The 15,677-nt window shown below is 64.0% G+C and carries 15 protein-coding genes and 1 tRNA gene; 6 read left to right on the top strand and 10 right to left on the bottom strand.

Annotation, left to right across the window (positions count from 1 at the left end):
- The first annotated feature begins 171 nt into the window (after nucleotides 1-171).
- The 5 genes from plsX to TSB10GB4_RS10880 all read left to right on the top strand — a co-directional run bounded on the left by plsX (nucleotide 172) and on the right by TSB10GB4_RS10880 (nucleotide 3,991).
- The gene (gene plsX / locus TSB10GB4_RS10900; protein WP_186389556.1) at nucleotides 172-1,233 is read left to right on the top strand and encodes a phosphate acyltransferase PlsX; all 1,062 of its coding nucleotides are present in this window, start codon (nucleotides 172-174) and stop codon (nucleotides 1,231-1,233) included.
- The gene (locus tag TSB10GB4_RS10895; protein ID WP_186395774.1) at nucleotides 1,230-2,207 is read left to right on the top strand and encodes a beta-ketoacyl-ACP synthase III; all 978 of its coding nucleotides are present in this window, start codon (nucleotides 1,230-1,232) and stop codon (nucleotides 2,205-2,207) included. Before plsX ends, TSB10GB4_RS10895 begins: the two co-directional genes overlap by 4 nt.
- A 169-nt stretch (nucleotides 2,208-2,376) precedes the next feature.
- Entirely contained in the window at nucleotides 2,377-2,697 is a 321-nt protein-coding gene (locus tag TSB10GB4_RS10890) for an integration host factor subunit alpha (protein WP_186389554.1), read from the top strand.
- 33 nt (nucleotides 2,698-2,730) lie between these two features.
- Nucleotides 2,731-3,399 carry a MerR family transcriptional regulator gene (locus TSB10GB4_RS10885; protein WP_186395773.1) on the top strand — a complete coding sequence of 223 codons (669 nt, stop codon included), beginning with the start codon at nucleotides 2,731-2,733 and terminating at the stop codon, nucleotides 3,397-3,399.
- Between the two features lie 16 nt (nucleotides 3,400-3,415).
- Nucleotides 3,416-3,991 (top strand): hypothetical protein, encoded by a 576-nt coding sequence (locus TSB10GB4_RS10880; protein ID WP_186395772.1) that lies wholly within the window; start codon nucleotides 3,416-3,418, stop codon nucleotides 3,989-3,991.
- Between the two features lie 158 nt (nucleotides 3,992-4,149).
- Here TSB10GB4_RS10880 and TSB10GB4_RS10875 read toward each other — a convergent pair whose 3' ends face one another.
- From TSB10GB4_RS10875 to TSB10GB4_RS10830, 10 genes are all read right to left on the bottom strand, one after another.
- Entirely contained in the window at nucleotides 4,150-5,721 is a 1,572-nt protein-coding gene (locus tag TSB10GB4_RS10875; RefSeq protein ID WP_186395771.1) for a GMC family oxidoreductase, read from the bottom strand.
- Nucleotides 5,722-5,735: 14 nt separating this feature from the next.
- On the bottom strand, nucleotides 5,736-6,260 hold the full coding sequence (locus tag TSB10GB4_RS10870) for a Twin-arginine translocation pathway signal (protein WP_186395770.1): 525 nt from the start codon (nucleotides 6,258-6,260) through the stop codon (nucleotides 5,736-5,738).
- A gap of 30 nt (nucleotides 6,261-6,290) precedes the next feature.
- Nucleotides 6,291-6,686: a VOC family protein gene (locus tag TSB10GB4_RS10865; protein ID WP_186389548.1), complete on the bottom strand. Its 396-nt coding sequence runs from the start codon at nucleotides 6,684-6,686 to the stop codon at nucleotides 6,291-6,293.
- 167 nt (nucleotides 6,687-6,853) lie between these two features.
- Entirely contained in the window at nucleotides 6,854-7,144 is a 291-nt protein-coding gene (locus tag TSB10GB4_RS10860) for a ribbon-helix-helix domain-containing protein (protein ID WP_186389547.1), read from the bottom strand.
- A gap of 148 nt (nucleotides 7,145-7,292) precedes the next feature.
- Complete coding sequence (locus tag TSB10GB4_RS10855) at nucleotides 7,293-8,183, bottom strand: DUF930 domain-containing protein (protein ID WP_186395769.1); 891 nt, start codon at nucleotides 8,181-8,183, stop codon at nucleotides 7,293-7,295.
- Between the two features lie 119 nt (nucleotides 8,184-8,302).
- Nucleotides 8,303-8,379 (bottom strand) — tRNA-Pro (locus tag TSB10GB4_RS10850).
- 70 nt (nucleotides 8,380-8,449) lie between these two features.
- Nucleotides 8,450-9,742, bottom strand: coding sequence for an O-antigen ligase (locus TSB10GB4_RS10845; RefSeq protein ID WP_186395768.1), 1,293 nt, complete (start codon nucleotides 9,740-9,742; stop codon nucleotides 8,450-8,452).
- Nucleotides 9,739-11,280, bottom strand: a complete 1,542-nt coding sequence (locus TSB10GB4_RS10840; protein ID WP_244570888.1) for an undecaprenyl-phosphate glucose phosphotransferase — start codon at nucleotides 11,278-11,280, stop codon at nucleotides 9,739-9,741. Before TSB10GB4_RS10840 ends, TSB10GB4_RS10845 begins: the two co-directional genes overlap by 4 nt.
- Nucleotides 11,281-11,294: 14 nt before the next feature.
- Nucleotides 11,295-12,533, bottom strand: a complete 1,239-nt coding sequence (locus tag TSB10GB4_RS10835; protein ID WP_186389544.1) for a glycosyltransferase — start codon at nucleotides 12,531-12,533, stop codon at nucleotides 11,295-11,297.
- Nucleotides 12,534-12,659: 126 nt separating this feature from the next.
- Nucleotides 12,660-13,217: a polysaccharide biosynthesis/export family protein gene (locus tag TSB10GB4_RS10830; protein WP_186389543.1), complete on the bottom strand. Its 558-nt coding sequence runs from the start codon at nucleotides 13,215-13,217 to the stop codon at nucleotides 12,660-12,662.
- 77 nt (nucleotides 13,218-13,294) lie between these two features.
- On the opposite strand from TSB10GB4_RS10830, the gene TSB10GB4_RS10825 reads away from it, so the two are divergent.
- On the top strand, nucleotides 13,295-15,598 hold the full coding sequence (locus TSB10GB4_RS10825; protein WP_208984681.1) for an exopolysaccharide transport family protein: 2,304 nt from the start codon (nucleotides 13,295-13,297) through the stop codon (nucleotides 15,596-15,598).
- The last annotated feature ends 79 nt before the right edge of the window (nucleotides 15,599-15,677 follow it).

Here is a 15,677-nt window from a genome sequence, read left to right as displayed (position 1 = left end):
TTGCACGACCTTGTGAAACGACCCGTCGGGCGGCGCAGGCAACAACAAGACAAGACGGCAGCATTGTCGTCCCGGGCCCGGGCGGTCTGGAGAATTCGGGACAGCAATGCCGATCGGCGCGCTCTCTTCCCTTCGGGTGGGGCGTCGCCGCCGATCCAGAAGACACGGACGATGGCTCAGACGGTTCGAATCTCGCTGGATGCAATGGGCGGCGACAGGGGGGCGGAAGTCGTCGTTCCTGGAGCCGCATTGGCGCTGGAACGGCGTCCCGACATCAGCTTTTCCTTCTACGGCAACTCGGATGCGGTGGCGCCGCTGCTGCAGGCGCATCCGCGTCTGCGCGACGCCTCGACGCTGCATCACTGCGAGGTCGCCGTCGCCATGGACGCCAAGCCCAGCCAGGCGCTACGCCAGGGGCGCTGGAAGTCGAGCATGTGGCGCTGCATCGAGGCGGTGAAGACCGGTCATGCGGATGTCGCCGTCTCGGCGGGCAATACCGGCGCCCTTATGGCCATGTCGAAATTCTGCCTGCGCACCATGGCGAATATCGAGAGGCCGGCGATCGCGGCGATCTGGCCGACCACACGGGGCGAATCCATCGTCCTCGACGTTGGCGCGACCATTGGCGCCGATGCCCAGCAACTGATCGACTTCGCGCTGCTGGGCGGTGCGATGGCCCGCATCCTCTTTTCCATCGAACGCCCGACCGTCGGCCTTCTCAACATCGGCGTCGAGGAGGTGAAGGGCCTGGAAGAGGTGCGCACCGCCGGCCGGCTGCTGCGCGAGGCCAACCTGCGATCGCTGACCTATGCCGGCTTCGTCGAGGGGGACGACCTCGGCAAGGGCGTCGTCGATGTGGTGGTGACGGAAGGGTTCGCCGGCAATATCGCCCTGAAGACAGCGGAAGGGACAGCGCGCCAGATCGGCAGCTACCTGCGCTCCGCCATGAATCGGACTTGGCGGGCACGGCTCGGCTATCTGCTGGCGAAGGATGCCTTCGACCGGCTGCGGGAGAAGATGGATCCCCGAAAGGTCAATGGCGGCGTCTTTCTCGGCCTCAACGGCATCGTCATCAAGAGCCATGGCGGAACCGACGCGGAAGGCTTTGCCGCCGCCGTCGAACTTGCCTACGACATGGCCCGCAACGATCTGATGAACAAGATTTCCCAAGACCTCAAAAGCTACCATCGCGGCCGGTTCGCGCCGCGGGACGGATCGGAAGGTGATCAGTGACAGTCAAGCGATCCATCGTTCTTGGGACCGGCAGCTATCTTCCGGCCCGCCGGCTGACCAATGACGATCTCGCCAGGATGGTGGACACTTCCGATGAATGGATCGTCCAGCGCACTGGTATCCACGCCCGGCATATCGCGGCGGACGGCGAGTTCACCTCCGATCTCGCGGTCGCTGCTGCCCGCAAGGCGCTTGAGGCGGCAGGGTGCGAGGCGACGAGCATCGATCTGATCATTCTTGCCACGGCAACACCGGACAATACCTTCCCGGCGACTGCCGTCACGGTCCAGCACAGGCTCGGCATCGCCAGCGGATTCGCGTTCGATGTGCATGCGGTCTGTTCGGGCTTCGTCTATGCGCTGGCAACGGCGGACGCCTATCTGCGGGCCGGCATGGGAAAACGGGCGCTGGTGATCGGCGCTGAGACCTTCTCCCGCATCCTCGATTGGGAGGACCGCACCACCTGCGTGCTCTTCGGCGATGGGGCAGGCGCCATTGTCCTGGAGGCAGCGGAGGGGGAGGGGACCACCGCCGATCGGGGTATCCTGACCTCGCACCTGCGCTCCGACGGCGCCCACAAGGACAAGCTCTATGTCGATGGCGGTCCGTCTTCGACCCAGACCGTCGGCCACCTGCGCATGCAGGGCAAGGAAGTCTTCCGCCATGCGGTGTCGATGATCACCGACGTGGTCGAGGCAGCCTTCGAGGCAACCGACACCAGCGCCGAGTCCCTTGACTGGTTCATTCCCCATCAGGCCAACCGCCGCATCATCGACGCCAGCGCCAAGAAGCTCGGCGTCGACCCCGCCAAGGTGGTTGTGACTCTGGAGGATCACGGCAACACCTCCGCGGCCTCGATTCCCCTGGCGCTCGACCAGGCGGTGCGCGACGGGCGGGTGAAGCGCGGCGACCTGATCATGCTCGAGGCGATGGGCGGCGGCTTCACCTGGGGAGCGTCGCTGCTGCGCTGGTAGCCATGCAAAGGCTTGAGCCTTGTGAACTTTTACGAACCGGAGCAAGGTCAGACTGTTGACCGTCTGCGCGCGAGCCAATAGGCTGTCTTCCGGGTTCGGTGGGCCCCGAAGGGTCAAAGAAGAATATCCCTGACACCGTCGAACCACGAGGTTCGGCCAAGGAGGGACTATGAGCGGCAGGACAGTTACGCGGGCCGATCTTTGTGAGGCGGTCTACCAGAAAGTCGGCCTTTCAAGATCGGAATCATCGGAACTCGTGGAAAAGGTCCTGTCGGAGATCGCGGACTGTCTCGTTGCCGGAGAGTCGGTGAAACTCTCGTCATTCGGGTCCTTTGTCGTGCGCTCCAAGGGAGAGCGCATCGGACGAAATCCGAAGACCGGCGAGGAGGTGCCTATCCTCCCGCGCCGAGTGATGGTGTTCAAACCGTCGAACGTGCTCAAGAAGCGCATCAACGAGACGATGATGGGAGCGTCCGGGAGCGGCGACTGAGACAGCGCCGGCGGACGATGAAGCACCATTTCAGTGACCGTCGAAAAAAGCCCTGACGCCTTTCGCACGATCAGCGAGGTCGCCGACGATCTCGACTTGCCGCAGCACGTCCTCCGTTTCTGGGAAACCCGCTTCACCCAGATCCGCCCGCTCAAGCGCGGCGGCGGTCGTCGCTACTATCGTCCCGACGATATCGATCTGCTGCGCGGCATCCGGCATCTGCTCTATGGCGAAGGCTATACGATCAAGGGCGTGCAGCGCATCCTGAAGGAACAGGGCCCCCGTTTCGTCATGCAGGTCTGGCGCGAGGATGGTATCGCGCTCGCGGCCCTTGCCGCACAGCCGGGGACGGACGAACCGGAGGTCGAGGACGTGGTGCCCCCGCCGGCTGCTCCGCCAAGGTCGCAGCCGCGCGCGCCGGATTTCGCGCCGAGCATGCAGGCACCTCGAGCACGCCAGGCGGAACCGCAGTTCGTCGATCCGGACGATGATGGAGAGCCGATCCCGCGCGGCATATTGCCCGAGGGGGCCGTGCCGCCGGAGATGCCGACGACGCGCGCCGGATTTCGTCTCATGGAGCGGCTGCTCGGCGAGCGTGTCGAGGCTCCGTCCGGCAATCTGTCGAAGGACGATATCCGCCGCCTCCAGGCGACGCTTTTCGAGCTGCTGGAATGCAAGCGCATCCTCGATCAGGCGCGGTAGATCGGCGGGAGGGGCAATGCTCGCTATTCAGATTTTGGTTTCTACTGTCCCAGTCCTCGTTGGCGCTGGTGGGTTTTATCTTGCTTTCTTAAAATGGCAGAGCGACCAGGAAGACCGTAGAGTAAAAGAACTTCGTCGAGAGGAGGTCTTTGTCTGGGTTAATGAATGTATCGATTGTTTGCGTTCCCTGATAATTTTGACTGAGCAGAGAGATTCTGCTCTTTTTGAAGGAGTTATTGACGTCAAGCGCCGAGATTTAATTATACGAACAAGTACTCTTATCGAGCGTGGGCGCCTATTTTTTCCGAACAATGAAGCGGGCTCTTGGGGTTTGCAGAAGTCTGGAGCATATCGCGGTTTCCGTCCCGTAATTCTCGATCAACTCGTTATGGCGCATCAGTTGGCTCTGATTTGGCCTGAAAGTAGAAAAAAAAGTACGACACTTGCTGCGATATGCGCTGAGAACTTCGTGACGCTCGCTCAGAAGGAAGTGGGGCGTTCGCAGTCGATATCTGCAGAACCAGCGCATGACGGGGATAGTGTCTATCTATCCAAATTTATAAACTGTCCGGAAAATTTCAGAATTCAGTGAGTTATTTTCCAGGCTTCGCCAAAAAACCCAAACTCGGAGCCTTCGCCCATCCGCACGGCAGTGTAGATCTCGCCCCTGTCGCGCGGTCGCTGTTTGTCTTGGCCGAAGGCGACGGGCTTGCAATCCCGCCGCCTTCTGATCTTGCGGGTCGAGAACGCCTACAACTGTCCTTGCGACATCTGCGAGGCGATATGGTCGGCCTGACGGATCGCCAGCGCCACGATGGTCAGCGTCGGGTTCTCCGCCGCGCCCGTGGTGAACTGGCTGCCGTCCGACACATAAAGGTTCGGGACATCGTGCGCCCGGCCCCAGCGGTTGACCACGCCGTCCCTCGGGTTTTCCGACATGCGGTTGGTGCCGAGATTATGCGTGGAGGGGTAGGGCGGCGTCGGGAAGGTGCGCGTCGCGCCGACTGCCTCGTAGATCGCGATGCCCTGCTTGTAGGCGTGGCGGCGCATCGCGATGTCGTTGGGGTGGTCGGTGAAATGCACGTTCGGCGCCGGCAGCCCATACTGGTCCTTGAGCTCGTGATTGAGCGTGATCCGGTTGGTCTCCTGCGGCATGTCCTCGCCGACGATCCACATGCCGGCCATGTTCTCGTAGGAATCGAGCGCGGTGGTGAACTCGCGGCCCCAGGCACCCGGATCCAGGAACGCTGCCATGAACGGCAGTCCGAGGGCGAGTGTCTCGAGTTCGTAGCCGCCGACGAAGCCGCGCGAGGGATCGTGCCTCGCCTCGTCCTGGACGATGCCGGCCATCGTCGTGCCGCGCCACATGCGCACGGGCTTGTCGAACACGGCATAGACCGATCCGGTCATGTGCCGCATGTAGTTGCGTCCGACCTGGCCGGAGGAGTTGGCAAGCCCGTCGGGGAAGAGGCTCGAGGCGGAGTTGAGCAGCAGGCGAGGGCTCTCGATCGAGTTGCCCGCGACGCAGACGACGCGCGCCTTCTGCAGGTGCTGGTTACCGTCCCTGTCGGCATAGAGCACGCCGGTCACCCTGCCGCCGGCATCGTGCTCGATCCGCAGAACATGGGCGTGCTCGCGCACCTCCAGATTGCCGGTGGCTTCGCCGCGCGGGATGTCCGTATAGGCGGCGGACCATTTGGCGCCCCATTTACACCCCTGGAAACAGAAGCCTGTCTGCTGGCAAGCAAAGCGGCCGTCGTTCTCCGCCGAGTTGATTGCCATGCGTCCGGTATGGACTTCCGTGTAGCCGAGCTTGCGCGCGCCGGCTTCGAAGACCTTGAAATTGTTGTTGCCGGGCAATCCTTCTCGACCGCCGGTGCGCGTGACGCCCAGCTTCTCCTCCGCCTTCTCGTACCAGGGTTCCATCTCGGCAAGGTCGATCGGCCAGTCGAGCAGGTTGGCACCCTCGACATTGCCATAGGTGCTGCGGGTCTTGAATTCGTGCGCCTGGAAGCGCAGCGACGCACCCGCCCAATGGGTGGTGGTGCCGCCGACAGCCTTGACGATCCATGCCGGCAGGCCGGAGAAGTCCTTTGCAACGCGCCAGTCGCCGGAGGTCGAACGCGGGTCGAGCCAGGCCAGTTGCCCGAAACTCTCCCATTCGTCGTTGATGTAGTCTTCCGGCAGATAGCGCCCGCCGGCTTCCAGCGCCACCACGCTGACGCCCTTCTGGGCCAGTTCATTGGCCAGGACGCCGCCGCCGGCGCCTGTCCCGATGACCACGACGACCGTGTCGTCGTTCAGGTCGAATGGTGCGGCCATGACAGCCTCCTCCCTCAGAGCCAGTTGATGTCGTCGAAACCCCGGTCGATGTAGCCGCCCAGCGAGTAGCTTTCCCCCTCGTAGCCGAAGAGGGGCCACACGGCCTTCTGGTTGTAGAGCCCGGTGACCAGCCCGCCGCGCACGGTCTGGAAGAAGGGGCTCTCCTCCATCGATCGCAGGAGGTCGACGCGCTCGCGCTCCCAGCCCATGGCGAGATATCCGGCATGCCCCTTGCCCTGGGCCGCCGCGTCGAGCGCGGCAATGCCGGCCTCGATCATCGCCGCCTTGTCGGGGGCGTCATATCCCTTGACGGCGATGGCGTAATACTCGTCCGCCACATGATCGTGCGGATAGATGTCGCGGGCCATGCGGATCAGGGTTGCCATGGTCTGCGGCTTCAGATGGGCGATCTCCATTGCCCATGCCGCGGTGTTGGCGGCCAGAAAGCCCGGTCCGATGACGAATGCGGCGCCAACTGCTGCGCTGCGTGCCAGCAGTTGGCGTCTGGTCATGTGTCTGTGGGTCAGTGTTTCGGTCATTTTCCTCCCTCCCGAAACGGTGTGCCCCGTTCAGCGATAGCGACCGTGGCGCTGCAGCACCTCGATCTGATAGCCGTCCGGATCCTGAACGAAAAAGAAGCGGGCCAGCAGAGCGCCGTCGCGGTTGAACTCCACGATCTTGCGCGGAGCGAGTCCGGCCTGCTCGAAGCGGGTGTGTTCCGCATCGAGATCGTCGACGCAGAAAGCCAGATGTCCATAGCCGTTGCCGAGGTCGTAGGGTTCCGTGCGTCCCTTGTTGACCGTCAGTTCGACCTCGAAATCCGCGTCGGCATTTCTGAGATAGATGAGGATGAAGTCGTCGAACTCGAGCCGTTCGGCAATGTCGAGCCCGAATGCCGTCTTGTAGAAGCCAACGGAACGCGTTTCATCGAGCACGCGGATCATCGCGTGTATGCATTTCGCCACGAGTGTTCTCCTGGATCAGTCCTGACGGCGGTGCCGGCAGCTTTCTTCAATCGGACAGCCTTGGCCGCAAGACCGCGGCCAGATGGCTGATGCCCAGTTCTTCCGATAGAGAAAGGATGCGTCCGGGATTCACTTCATGGGTAGTAAAGTTTTACTACAGGCGCTTTTTACTCTGCAGCCTCCAGATGCATCTGAGGAACCGTCTGGCGAAGCCGAACGAGACAGGCACAGCGCAGCAGCGAAGTGAAGTTGCGCGTCTCGCCCCGCAGTTCCAGCACCTCGGAATGCAGCTTCGAGATGAAGGCCGGCGTGCTCACGCCTTCGCTCTGCGCGATCTCGTCGATGATCTCCCAGAACGAGCGTTCGAGCCGGATGCTGGTGCTCTGTCCGTTCAGTCGCAGGCGCCGCATTTCGGGTTCGTAGTCGCCCGGGTCCTGCCCGGCAAAGATGTGGCACATGTACGTTCCTCCCACGTGACGGCCGGGTTCTTGTCGGTGCTCCGGTCCTTGTCAAGCATGGTAGCGCTGTTCGCGGATCGCACAAGTGGACCAGAGGTCGAGCCTGCCCCTCCGGACCTGCAGCCGGGGCGGAACCCGTTGCTGCGCGTCAATGGATCGGGCCGTCGATAGGCAGGTCGAGGTTGTCGCGCTCCGGGCGGGTGATCTCCGGTCCCAGGGCGAAGGCAAACCCGGTGACCCCCATGAGATCTTCCGCCACCTCGCAGCGGAAGGAGAGGTCGTACCAGCGTCCGCGTCCCTGGATCGCCGCTCCCTTTGCCTCCAGCGCCAGGCCCGTCAGCGTCGCTTCCTCGCGTGCCTCGGCGATTGCGTATTCGAACCGCAGGTCCGGATGCTCCCGGCGCAGTTGCTCGACCGCCTCATAGGTGCACAACTGAAAGATCCGCTCTTCCGGGTCGGCCAGGTCCAGTTCGGCGAGCGCCGCGCGGCCGAGCGCGGTGTCGCGCAACCGCGAGGTGTAGAGGGTGCGCGCCTCGGTGAGTTCAGGGACCCGTCGCCGGGGAGGGGCGGGCGTGATGCGGGCGGCATCCTTGGCCGTGGGCGAAGGCGGGGCGTCCGTTGACGCCCGATCGGTTGGCAAGTCTGCTGGCACCTGCTCGTCCTGCGTCCGATGTTGCTGCAATGGCGCAGGTGCTGCGGAAGACACATCGTCTGCGGGCTGCGTCGTCGTCCCCCGGGGGGCGTCCGCAACCTCCCCCAGCCGAGGCTCGGCTCGCGTTTGCAGCGGTACCAGCACCACTTCGACCGCATCGTCATACGATACGCCGTAGGGCTGTGGAGGATCCGAGAGCAGTGCAAGCATTGCGAATGCCGCGACGTGAAAGGCTGCCGACAAGGCAAGGCCGAGCGTCAGGTCCCAACGCTCCGGAGGGGCTGGGGGCTGATCGGCAAAAGCAGGTGTCGAGGCCCCCTCAGTGTCGATGGGGCCTGCCCGAACGTCTTCAAGATCGGCCTGGGTCGCGATCTCGCGCGCGCTCATCGCACGACCGGCTTTGCTGCTTGGCGTCTATGGATGATGGGGCTGAGCATGTCACGCATCGGCCCGGATATTCCGGCCACTGCATGACGATCTGAACGCCAAGCAGGGCGAGATGCGAATGGTCGGGCAGGCCGGATTTGAACCGACGACCCCTTCACCCCCAGTGAAGTGCGCTACCAGGCTGCGCTACTGCCCGACTGCCCGCTTCGCGAGCCCGTTCTTCCTATCCGCTTCGCAAGGGGCACGCAAGCGCTTAAGAACCGCAATCAACGCTCGCGAGCGGCCTTCATCCCGGCGGAAGACAGGCGCTTGACGGCCGAGGTCCGCCACGCATATTCACAGGCGATCAGACCCCAGGCGAGGCCGTAGAGCAGATAGAGATGGCGCCAGCGGTCGGTATCGATGATCGCCGACATCAGCATGTGACCGAACAGCACCACGAACACGCATTGCGCGGCCCACGTCCACGGGCGTCGCTGGTAGACCAGCGGGAACAGCCGGATCGCCGTGAAGGCGACGAGCGAGAGATAGGCGACGCCGCCGAGCCAGCCGTAGGTTGTGAAGGCTTTCAGATAGGTATTGTGCTCGTCTTCGGGGAAGAAATTGCGGAACTGCAGGGGACCGAGCCCGAACGGCCGATCGAGCACCATCTGGAAGCCGAGCGTATAGCGCGCGAAACGGCCGAGCCGCGCCGTGTCGTAGTCCTGCACCAGCCTGGCACGCTGCAGCAGCATTCCGGAGATGGACTCGACCGACAGCGCGACAGCGATCAGTGCAAGGACGGCGAGAACGCCGGCGGCTCCGAACAGGATCAGCCGCGCGCGTTCCCCGCGCTCCCGCGTCATGCAGAAGAGGATCACGTAAAGGCCGATAGCGGCAAACGCGGCAAGCCCCCAGGCCGCGCGCGAGAAGCTGAGCAGGATACCGAAGCTCAGGACACCGAGCGCCGCGATTGCGATTCCCGAGCGGGCAAGCGGGCGGGTCAGCACCGTGTGCAGGGCGATGGTCCAGGGCAGCACCAGGAAGGGACCGAAGACATTGGGGTCCTGGAAGGTGCCTTTGGCGCGGCCGTACAGGGTGAAGAGGCTGCCGGGAAGCAGGCCGAAATAGCCGCCGATGCCGAGGAGCGCAACGATGACCGCGCTCGCCGTGTAGGCATTGGCGATGGTTGCCAGACGGGAGGGATCGCTTGCGACCACCGAGGCGAAAAAGACGGAGGTCAACGCCAGGAAGCCGGTGACGGCGATATACATGATCGCAACGCCGAAATTGTCGGACATCAACGTTCCGAGCAGACCGCCGCAGACGAAGAGCACGATCACCAGCAGAAGAGGGCCGAGGGCGGGGGAGAAGCGCGGGCCGGACAGCAGCCAGCCCGACAGCACGACCACCATCGCCAGCTCGTAAGGGGCGGGCTCGCGCAGCACGAATCCGCCAAGGAAGGTCACCAGCCAGAGCGCGAGCGTGCCGATCAGCCGCGTCTCGATGCGCAGGCCGCCGCTACGCCGGATCGGAGCGGTGGGAGCTCCGGCAAGTCCGCGATGGGCGACCGTGCTCAATAGGCGTTCTCCGACTTGAACAGGGCGAAGGGCGTTGCCAGCAGGATGCGGATATCGAACAGGATCGACCAGTTCTCGATATAATAGACGTCATATTCGACGCGCTTCTGGATCTTTTCCGGCGTGTCGACCTCGCCGCGCCAGCCGTTGATCTGGGCCCAGCCGGTCACGCCGGGCTTGACCTTGTGGCGCGCGAAATAGCCGTCGACCACCTCGTCCCACATCTTCTCGTTCGTGTGGGCATTGACCGCATGCGGGCGCGGCCCCACCAGCGACAGATCGCCTTTGAGAACGTTGAAAAGCTGGGGCAATTCGTCCAGCGACGAGCGGCGGATGAAGCGGCCGACGCGGGTCACCCGCGGGTCGTTGCGGGTCACCACCTTCTTCGCGGCCGGGTCCGCCATCTCGTGATACATCGAACGGAATTTGAGGACTTCGATCACCTCGTTGTTGAAGCCATAGCGCTTCTGGCGGAAGAGGGCAGGTCCCTTGCTGTCCAGCTTTACCGCCAATGCGGTGGCGATCATGACCGGCGACAGCAGCACGATCATCAGGCTCGCCACGATGAGGTCGAAGGCGCGCTTGGCGATACTGTCCCAGTCGGCAAGCGGCTTGTGCACCACGTCGACGATCGGCACGGTTCCGATGAAGGAAGACGCGCGGTCGCGGAAGGTCAGCTTGTCGGTATGGGCGGACAGACGGATGTCGACCGGCAGGACCCACAAGGTCTTGAGGAACTCCAGCAAGCGCTTCTCGGCTCTCAGCGGGATCGTGACGATCAGCATGTCGATGCGAGCGATGCGGGCGAACTCGACAAGGTCGCTCACCGTCCCAAGCTTCGGATAGCCGGCGACGATATCCGGCGAACGGTCACCCTTGCGGTCGTCGAACAGGCCGCAGATGCGGATGTCGTTGTTCGGCTGCCGCTCGATTTCGTGAATGAAGTCTGCGGCAACCTGACCGCCGCCGACGATCACCGCCCGCCGCTCCAGCCGGCCTTCGCGCGTCCATTTGCGCACGAAAATCGTCACCAGCGTGCGCGCCGTCAGCAATGTGGCCAGTCCGAACCCGTACCAGAGGATCAGCAGATCGCCCGGCACGCCCCGCATCACGTTGCCGAATGTCTTGGCCATGAACATGGTCACGAAAACCAGGGTCCAGGCGATGACCATGCGTGCGGCCTGGGCCACCATGTTGCGCATCAGCGGGATCTGGTAGCAGTCCGAGGCCTGGAAGAAGGCGGAGGAGAGCAGCAGCGCCGCAGCGACCGACAACAATGCGGTCGACGAGACCACCGGAATGCCGCCTGAATGCAGGGAGGCAAAGCCGAAGGCCGCCACGATGGCAAGGTCGGCCAGTCGCACGGTGCCGCCCAGCACTGTCGGCGAGACCACGGAGGTCTGCAGGCCGCTGGCGATCTTGATCGCGAGCGGCGACAGTTTGCTGGTGTTCGGCAGCGGGGTGCTGTTCTCGCCCTCCGTCTCCGGCGTGCTTGGCATGACGTTCTGCAGCAGTTGCGCGGTATGATGCGGGGGCATTTCCTTTGCCTCTTTCATTCGCGCCTGCCCGACGCGCCGGCATCCCGGTTCGCCAGGGCGCTGGCGGCAGCCAGCGTCGGCGCGTCCGGGCTCCGTCCCGCCTTGTCCTGCCGCTTCACCCCGCGCGTCTCCAGATAGAGCGAGGTGATGCGATCGTTCATGAGTTCGACGTTGAAGGTCTCGGACAGGCACTTGCGCTGCCCTTCCGCGCGCCGGCACATGGTATCCGGATCCCGGAAGGCCGCAGCCATGGCGCTGGCCAGTTCTTCCGCATCGCCCGGCGTTACCAGCTTGTCGGCGAAGCGGCCGAAGATCTCCGGAATGCCGCCGACGCGGGTTGCGATCAGCGGCATCTGGGCCGCCACCGTCTCCAGCACGATATACGGCATGGCCTCCGCACGGGAGGGAACGACGACACAGCGTGCGAGACGGAAGGCTTCGCGGGCGGGCATGGCGCCGAGGAAGCGAACGCGGTCGGTAAGGCCGTGCGCCTGGACCATCGCTTCGTAGCGCGAACGATCTTCGCCCTCGCCAACGATATCAGCCCGGGCCTTCATGCCGTGGACGCTCTCCATATGCGCCAGCGCCTGAATGAACAGATCCGGCCCCTTGAGGTCGCGCAGCATGCCGATGAACAGGAAATCGGCGGCGTCGGCCTGCGGCCGCACTTGCGAGAACTCTTCCGGTGCCAGCCCGTTATAGACGACCCGAGCGGCCACCTTGGGCATGGAGACCTTTGATTCGTAGGCAGAGTACTCGTAGTCCGAGACGAAGATGAGTCCGTCGGTGAAGCGCTCCTGCAAGCGCTCGAGCGCGAAATAGATGCGTCCTTCGATCCCGCGCGGATCGTAGTGGAGGCTGCCACCATGCGGGCAGTAGATCCGGGTGACCTTGCGGCCGCGCAGCCGCAGCAAGGTGCCGATCGAACGGGCGAAGACCCCGCCCTTGGCGCCATGGCCATGCAGGACGTCGGGCTTGAGATCGCGCACATGCCGAAACAGCGACAATGCCGCACGCAGGTCGCCGGGGGTTACCTGGCGACGCATCGGAAAGCGCGCGATGCCGAGGGCAAGCTGCGGGGCAAGACGTGCGATGGCCTCGGCTTCGAACGGGCCGCCGGTGGAGGCGTCGCAGATCACTCCGACCTGATGACCGGCCCGCGTCTGGGCCAGCGAAAGGTCGGAGATATGTCGGAAAATCCCGCCGATCGGGGCGCGGACGATGTGAACGATGCGCAAGGGCGCGGCGGTCATCTGGAAACTCCCTGGCTCAACGCGGCTGCCCGTCCGGATTATCTTTCCGGATCATGCAACCTGAACCTTAGCAGACAGGGATGAGTCGCAGGTTAATCCGCCAAAAATGCGAAACCCTCGGGTGGGTTAGAAGAATCGCTCCCGCACATAGATCGTGTCGCCCGGTCGGACCGGGTCGGTGATCGGCACGCGCCCGCTGATCACCTCGCCGTTGATCTGGCGGGTGATGTCGACCGAGGACTGCTGACCGCGGGGCGTGAACCCGCCCGCCGTTGCGATGGCATTCTGCGCCGTCATGCCCGCCACATAAGGGTACTGGCCGGCGGCGGCGACTTCGCCCATGACGAAGACGGGACGGTAGGTGGCAACTTCAACCGAGACGTCTGGATCGCGCAAGTATCCGTTTTTCAAGCGATTCGTGATCTGGGCCTCAAGCTCGCGGACGGTCAGTCCGCGTGCCGCGACACTGCCGATGAGAGGCATCGCGACATAGCCGGCCTGATCCACCGTGTAGGTGTTGTTGAGATCCTGCTGACCGAACACGATCACCCGCAACACATCACTGGAGTCAAGCCTGTAGGGCTTGGTGAGGATGTCGTGGAACGCCGTTGGCGGTTGCCGGTATCCGCTGCACGCGGCGACCGTCAGGGCCAGGCAAAGAACGGCGATGAGGCGCGTGAACATTCCGATCTCCTGAAGCGACTGCGCCATTCTTTTCCGCAACGTGGTTAACTTGGGGTGAATCGGGCAAGCGCGATGCTGTGCGCACGGCTCGGGAGGTTAACTCTCCGCTTACCATGAATCGTCATCATCCTCGCAGACACCCTTCCGGAGTAGCGAGCATGAACCAGCCGCACGCACCTGACGCCCGACCGCCCGGCGTCGACGAGCGCGTCGAGATCGACCTTTCGGCGATCCTTGGCGCCTTGCGCCGGTCGCTTCGCTGGCTGCTGCCTCTTGTGGTCGGCGCCGCACTCGTGACTTTCCTGGTTCTGCAAGTCGTACCCTCCCGCTACCGGGCCGAATCGAAGGTGCTGATCGAGACGTCGAACGTCGTCTATCCTGGGGAAGCGCGCGGCGCAGAGGAGGAGCGGGCGCTTCTCGACAACGAGGGTGTCGCCAGCCAGGTCGAACTTTTGCAGTCGCGCGATCTGTTGCGCCGGGTGGCCAAACGGCTCGATCTTGCCAGCATTCCCGAGTTCGAAGCAGGCTCCAGCAGCCTGATCCAGGACATGTTCGTCGCGCTCGGCGTGATGCGCGATCCCGGCAGCAATACCCGCGAAGAGCGGGTGCTCAAGGTCTTCTATGACAATCTCGAGGTGTTTCGGGTGGATGGCTCCCGGGTCATCTCCGTCCGCTATGTCTCCAAGAATCCCGAGCTCGCCGCCAGGGTCGCCAATGCGGTGGTCGAGGAGTATCTCGACCTGCAATCATCGGTGAAGCGCGAGACGACGGACATGGCCGCGGCCTCGCTGGAGCCGCAGATCGAGCGGTTGCGCGAGGAGGTTCAGGCGGCGCAGAAGCGGGTCGAGGATTTCCGTTCGCAGAACGATCTCCTGCTCGGCGCCGACAATCAGACGCTGGATCGCCAGCAACTCGGGGAGATTGGAACACAGCTTTCCGACGCCCGCGCGGCCCAGTCGCAGGCCGAGGCGCGGGCGAAGCTGATCCGCGCCCAGCTCAGTGGCGGCGGGTCGCTCGACGGCATGCAGGACGTGCTGAACTCCCAGCTTATCCAGCGTCTGCGCGAGCGTCAGGTGGAACTCCAGGCCCGCATTGCCGAGCTCTCCACCACCTTGCTGCCGAACCATCCGCAGCTCCGGGCGCTGCGGTCCCAGCTTGATGACTTCGATCGGCAGATTCGCCAGGAGGCGGGACGTGTCGCGGCGGGGCTGGAGAACGAGGCGCGTATCCAACAGGAGCGTGTGGCCTCGCTTCAGGCAACGCTCGAGGAATTCAAGACGCGCGCGGCCCGTTCCAACGACGATCAGGTCCGCCTGCGCGATCTGGAGCGTGAGGCAGCGGTCAAGACGACACAGCTCGACCAGTTGATGACCCGCTACCGCGAGGCCGATACGCGTCGCAACGCCAGCGTTATTGGCGCCGACGCGCGCGTCATCTCGCGAGCAACCGTCCCGCTGGAGCCCTTCTCTCCGAAGGTGCCGCAGACGGTGGCGATCGCCGCTTTCGTCACCTTGATGCTGTCGGCGATGTCGGTGATTCTCGGCCAGTTCGTCTCCGGGCGCGCTTTCGTGACCCGTATCGTGGAGACGGAGGAGGCGGACCATCCCGTTGCGGCTGCATCCGCTTCGCAAACGCGCTCCGCGTCAATGGGGCGGGGAGGAGCAGCCTATGGTGCCGGCACGCCGACCTTCTCCTATGACTGGACGCCAAGCGCAGCGGTGGGCGCTTCCCTTGCCGTGAAGTCCCAGTCGACCGCGGAAGAGACGCCGTCCGACATCGCCAGATCCGCCCCGGCGTCTGGTCTCGACGGGCCGCTTGTTGCGCCCAGCCGAGAACGGCCGCGCCGCATCGCCGTGCTCAGCGTCGACAGCGACGAGATTTCGCAAAGCGTCACGTTCCGTCTCGTGCGCGCCGCGGCGGAGGAGGGCGTCATGCCGTTGTTCCTTGAGGTCCGCCCGGATCTCGCCGATCCCCAGGCGGTGCCGGGGTTTGCCGAACTGCTCGACGGCAGCGCCTCGTTCGCCGGCGTGATCTATCGCGATGCAGCCTCGCGCGCGCATGTCATCGAGGCGGGGCGACGGGCGATTGACGACGATCTCGCTCAGAACGAGCGGTTCGAAATGCTGATGGAAGCGATCGATCACACCTACGATCAGGTGTTCTTCGACCTCGGGCTGATCGACGATTCGCTGATCAGCGCCCAGATCCTGGCGATGGCTGATCAAGTCGTGGTGGCGTCGGGCGGATCTCCTGCCGATCCCGAGATGGAAGACGCAATGCGCATGCTCGAGGACCAGACCGGCGCTCCGGTGATCGTGGAAACCGTTAGCGATGGCGCAGGAAGGTCCGCCAGCGTCGGGCGAGCGGATATGGCAGCGTGAGGCGGTAGCGCGCGGCACCAGGATTGGCAAAGCAAGAGGCCGGGGCGATCCCGGCCTTTCTGCTACTCCTGCCTGTTGG

The organism is Stappia sp. TSB10GB4, assembly GCF_900185745.1.
Classification (GTDB): domain Bacteria; phylum Pseudomonadota; class Alphaproteobacteria; order Rhizobiales; family Stappiaceae; genus Stappia.
The sequence above is the reverse complement of the archived record's forward strand: the minus strand, read 5'-3'. Positions and strand labels throughout refer to the sequence as shown.

Excerpts from the sequence above, each read along its gene's own strand:
- TSB10GB4_RS10830 (WP_186389543.1), bottom strand. The coding sequence starts at position 13,217 with ATGTTCACGCGCCTCATCGCCGTTCTTTGCCTGGCCCTGACGGTCGCC.
- TSB10GB4_RS10855 (WP_186395769.1), bottom strand. The coding sequence starts at position 8,183 with ATGAGCGCGCGCGAGATCGCGACCCAGGCCGATCTTGAAGACGTTCGG.
- TSB10GB4_RS10860 (WP_186389547.1), bottom strand. The coding sequence starts at position 7,144 with ATGTGCCACATCTTTGCCGGGCAGGACCCGGGCGACTACGAACCCGAA.
- TSB10GB4_RS10870 (WP_186395770.1), bottom strand. The coding sequence starts at position 6,260 with ATGACCGAAACACTGACCCACAGACACATGACCAGACGCCAACTGCTG.
- TSB10GB4_RS10875 (WP_186395771.1), bottom strand. The coding sequence starts at position 5,721 with ATGGCCGCACCATTCGACCTGAACGACGACACGGTCGTCGTGGTCATC.
- TSB10GB4_RS10890 (WP_186389554.1), top strand. The coding sequence starts at position 2,377 with ATGAGCGGCAGGACAGTTACGCGGGCCGATCTTTGTGAGGCGGTCTAC.
- TSB10GB4_RS10840 (WP_244570888.1), bottom strand. The coding sequence starts at position 11,280 with ATGCCCCCGCATCATACCGCGCAACTGCTGCAGAACGTCATGCCAAGC.
- TSB10GB4_RS10835 (WP_186389544.1), bottom strand. The coding sequence starts at position 12,533 with ATGACCGCCGCGCCCTTGCGCATCGTTCACATCGTCCGCGCCCCGATC.
- plsX (WP_186389556.1), top strand. The coding sequence starts at position 172 with ATGGCTCAGACGGTTCGAATCTCGCTGGATGCAATGGGCGGCGACAGG.
- TSB10GB4_RS10880 (WP_186395772.1), top strand. The coding sequence starts at position 3,416 with ATGCTCGCTATTCAGATTTTGGTTTCTACTGTCCCAGTCCTCGTTGGC.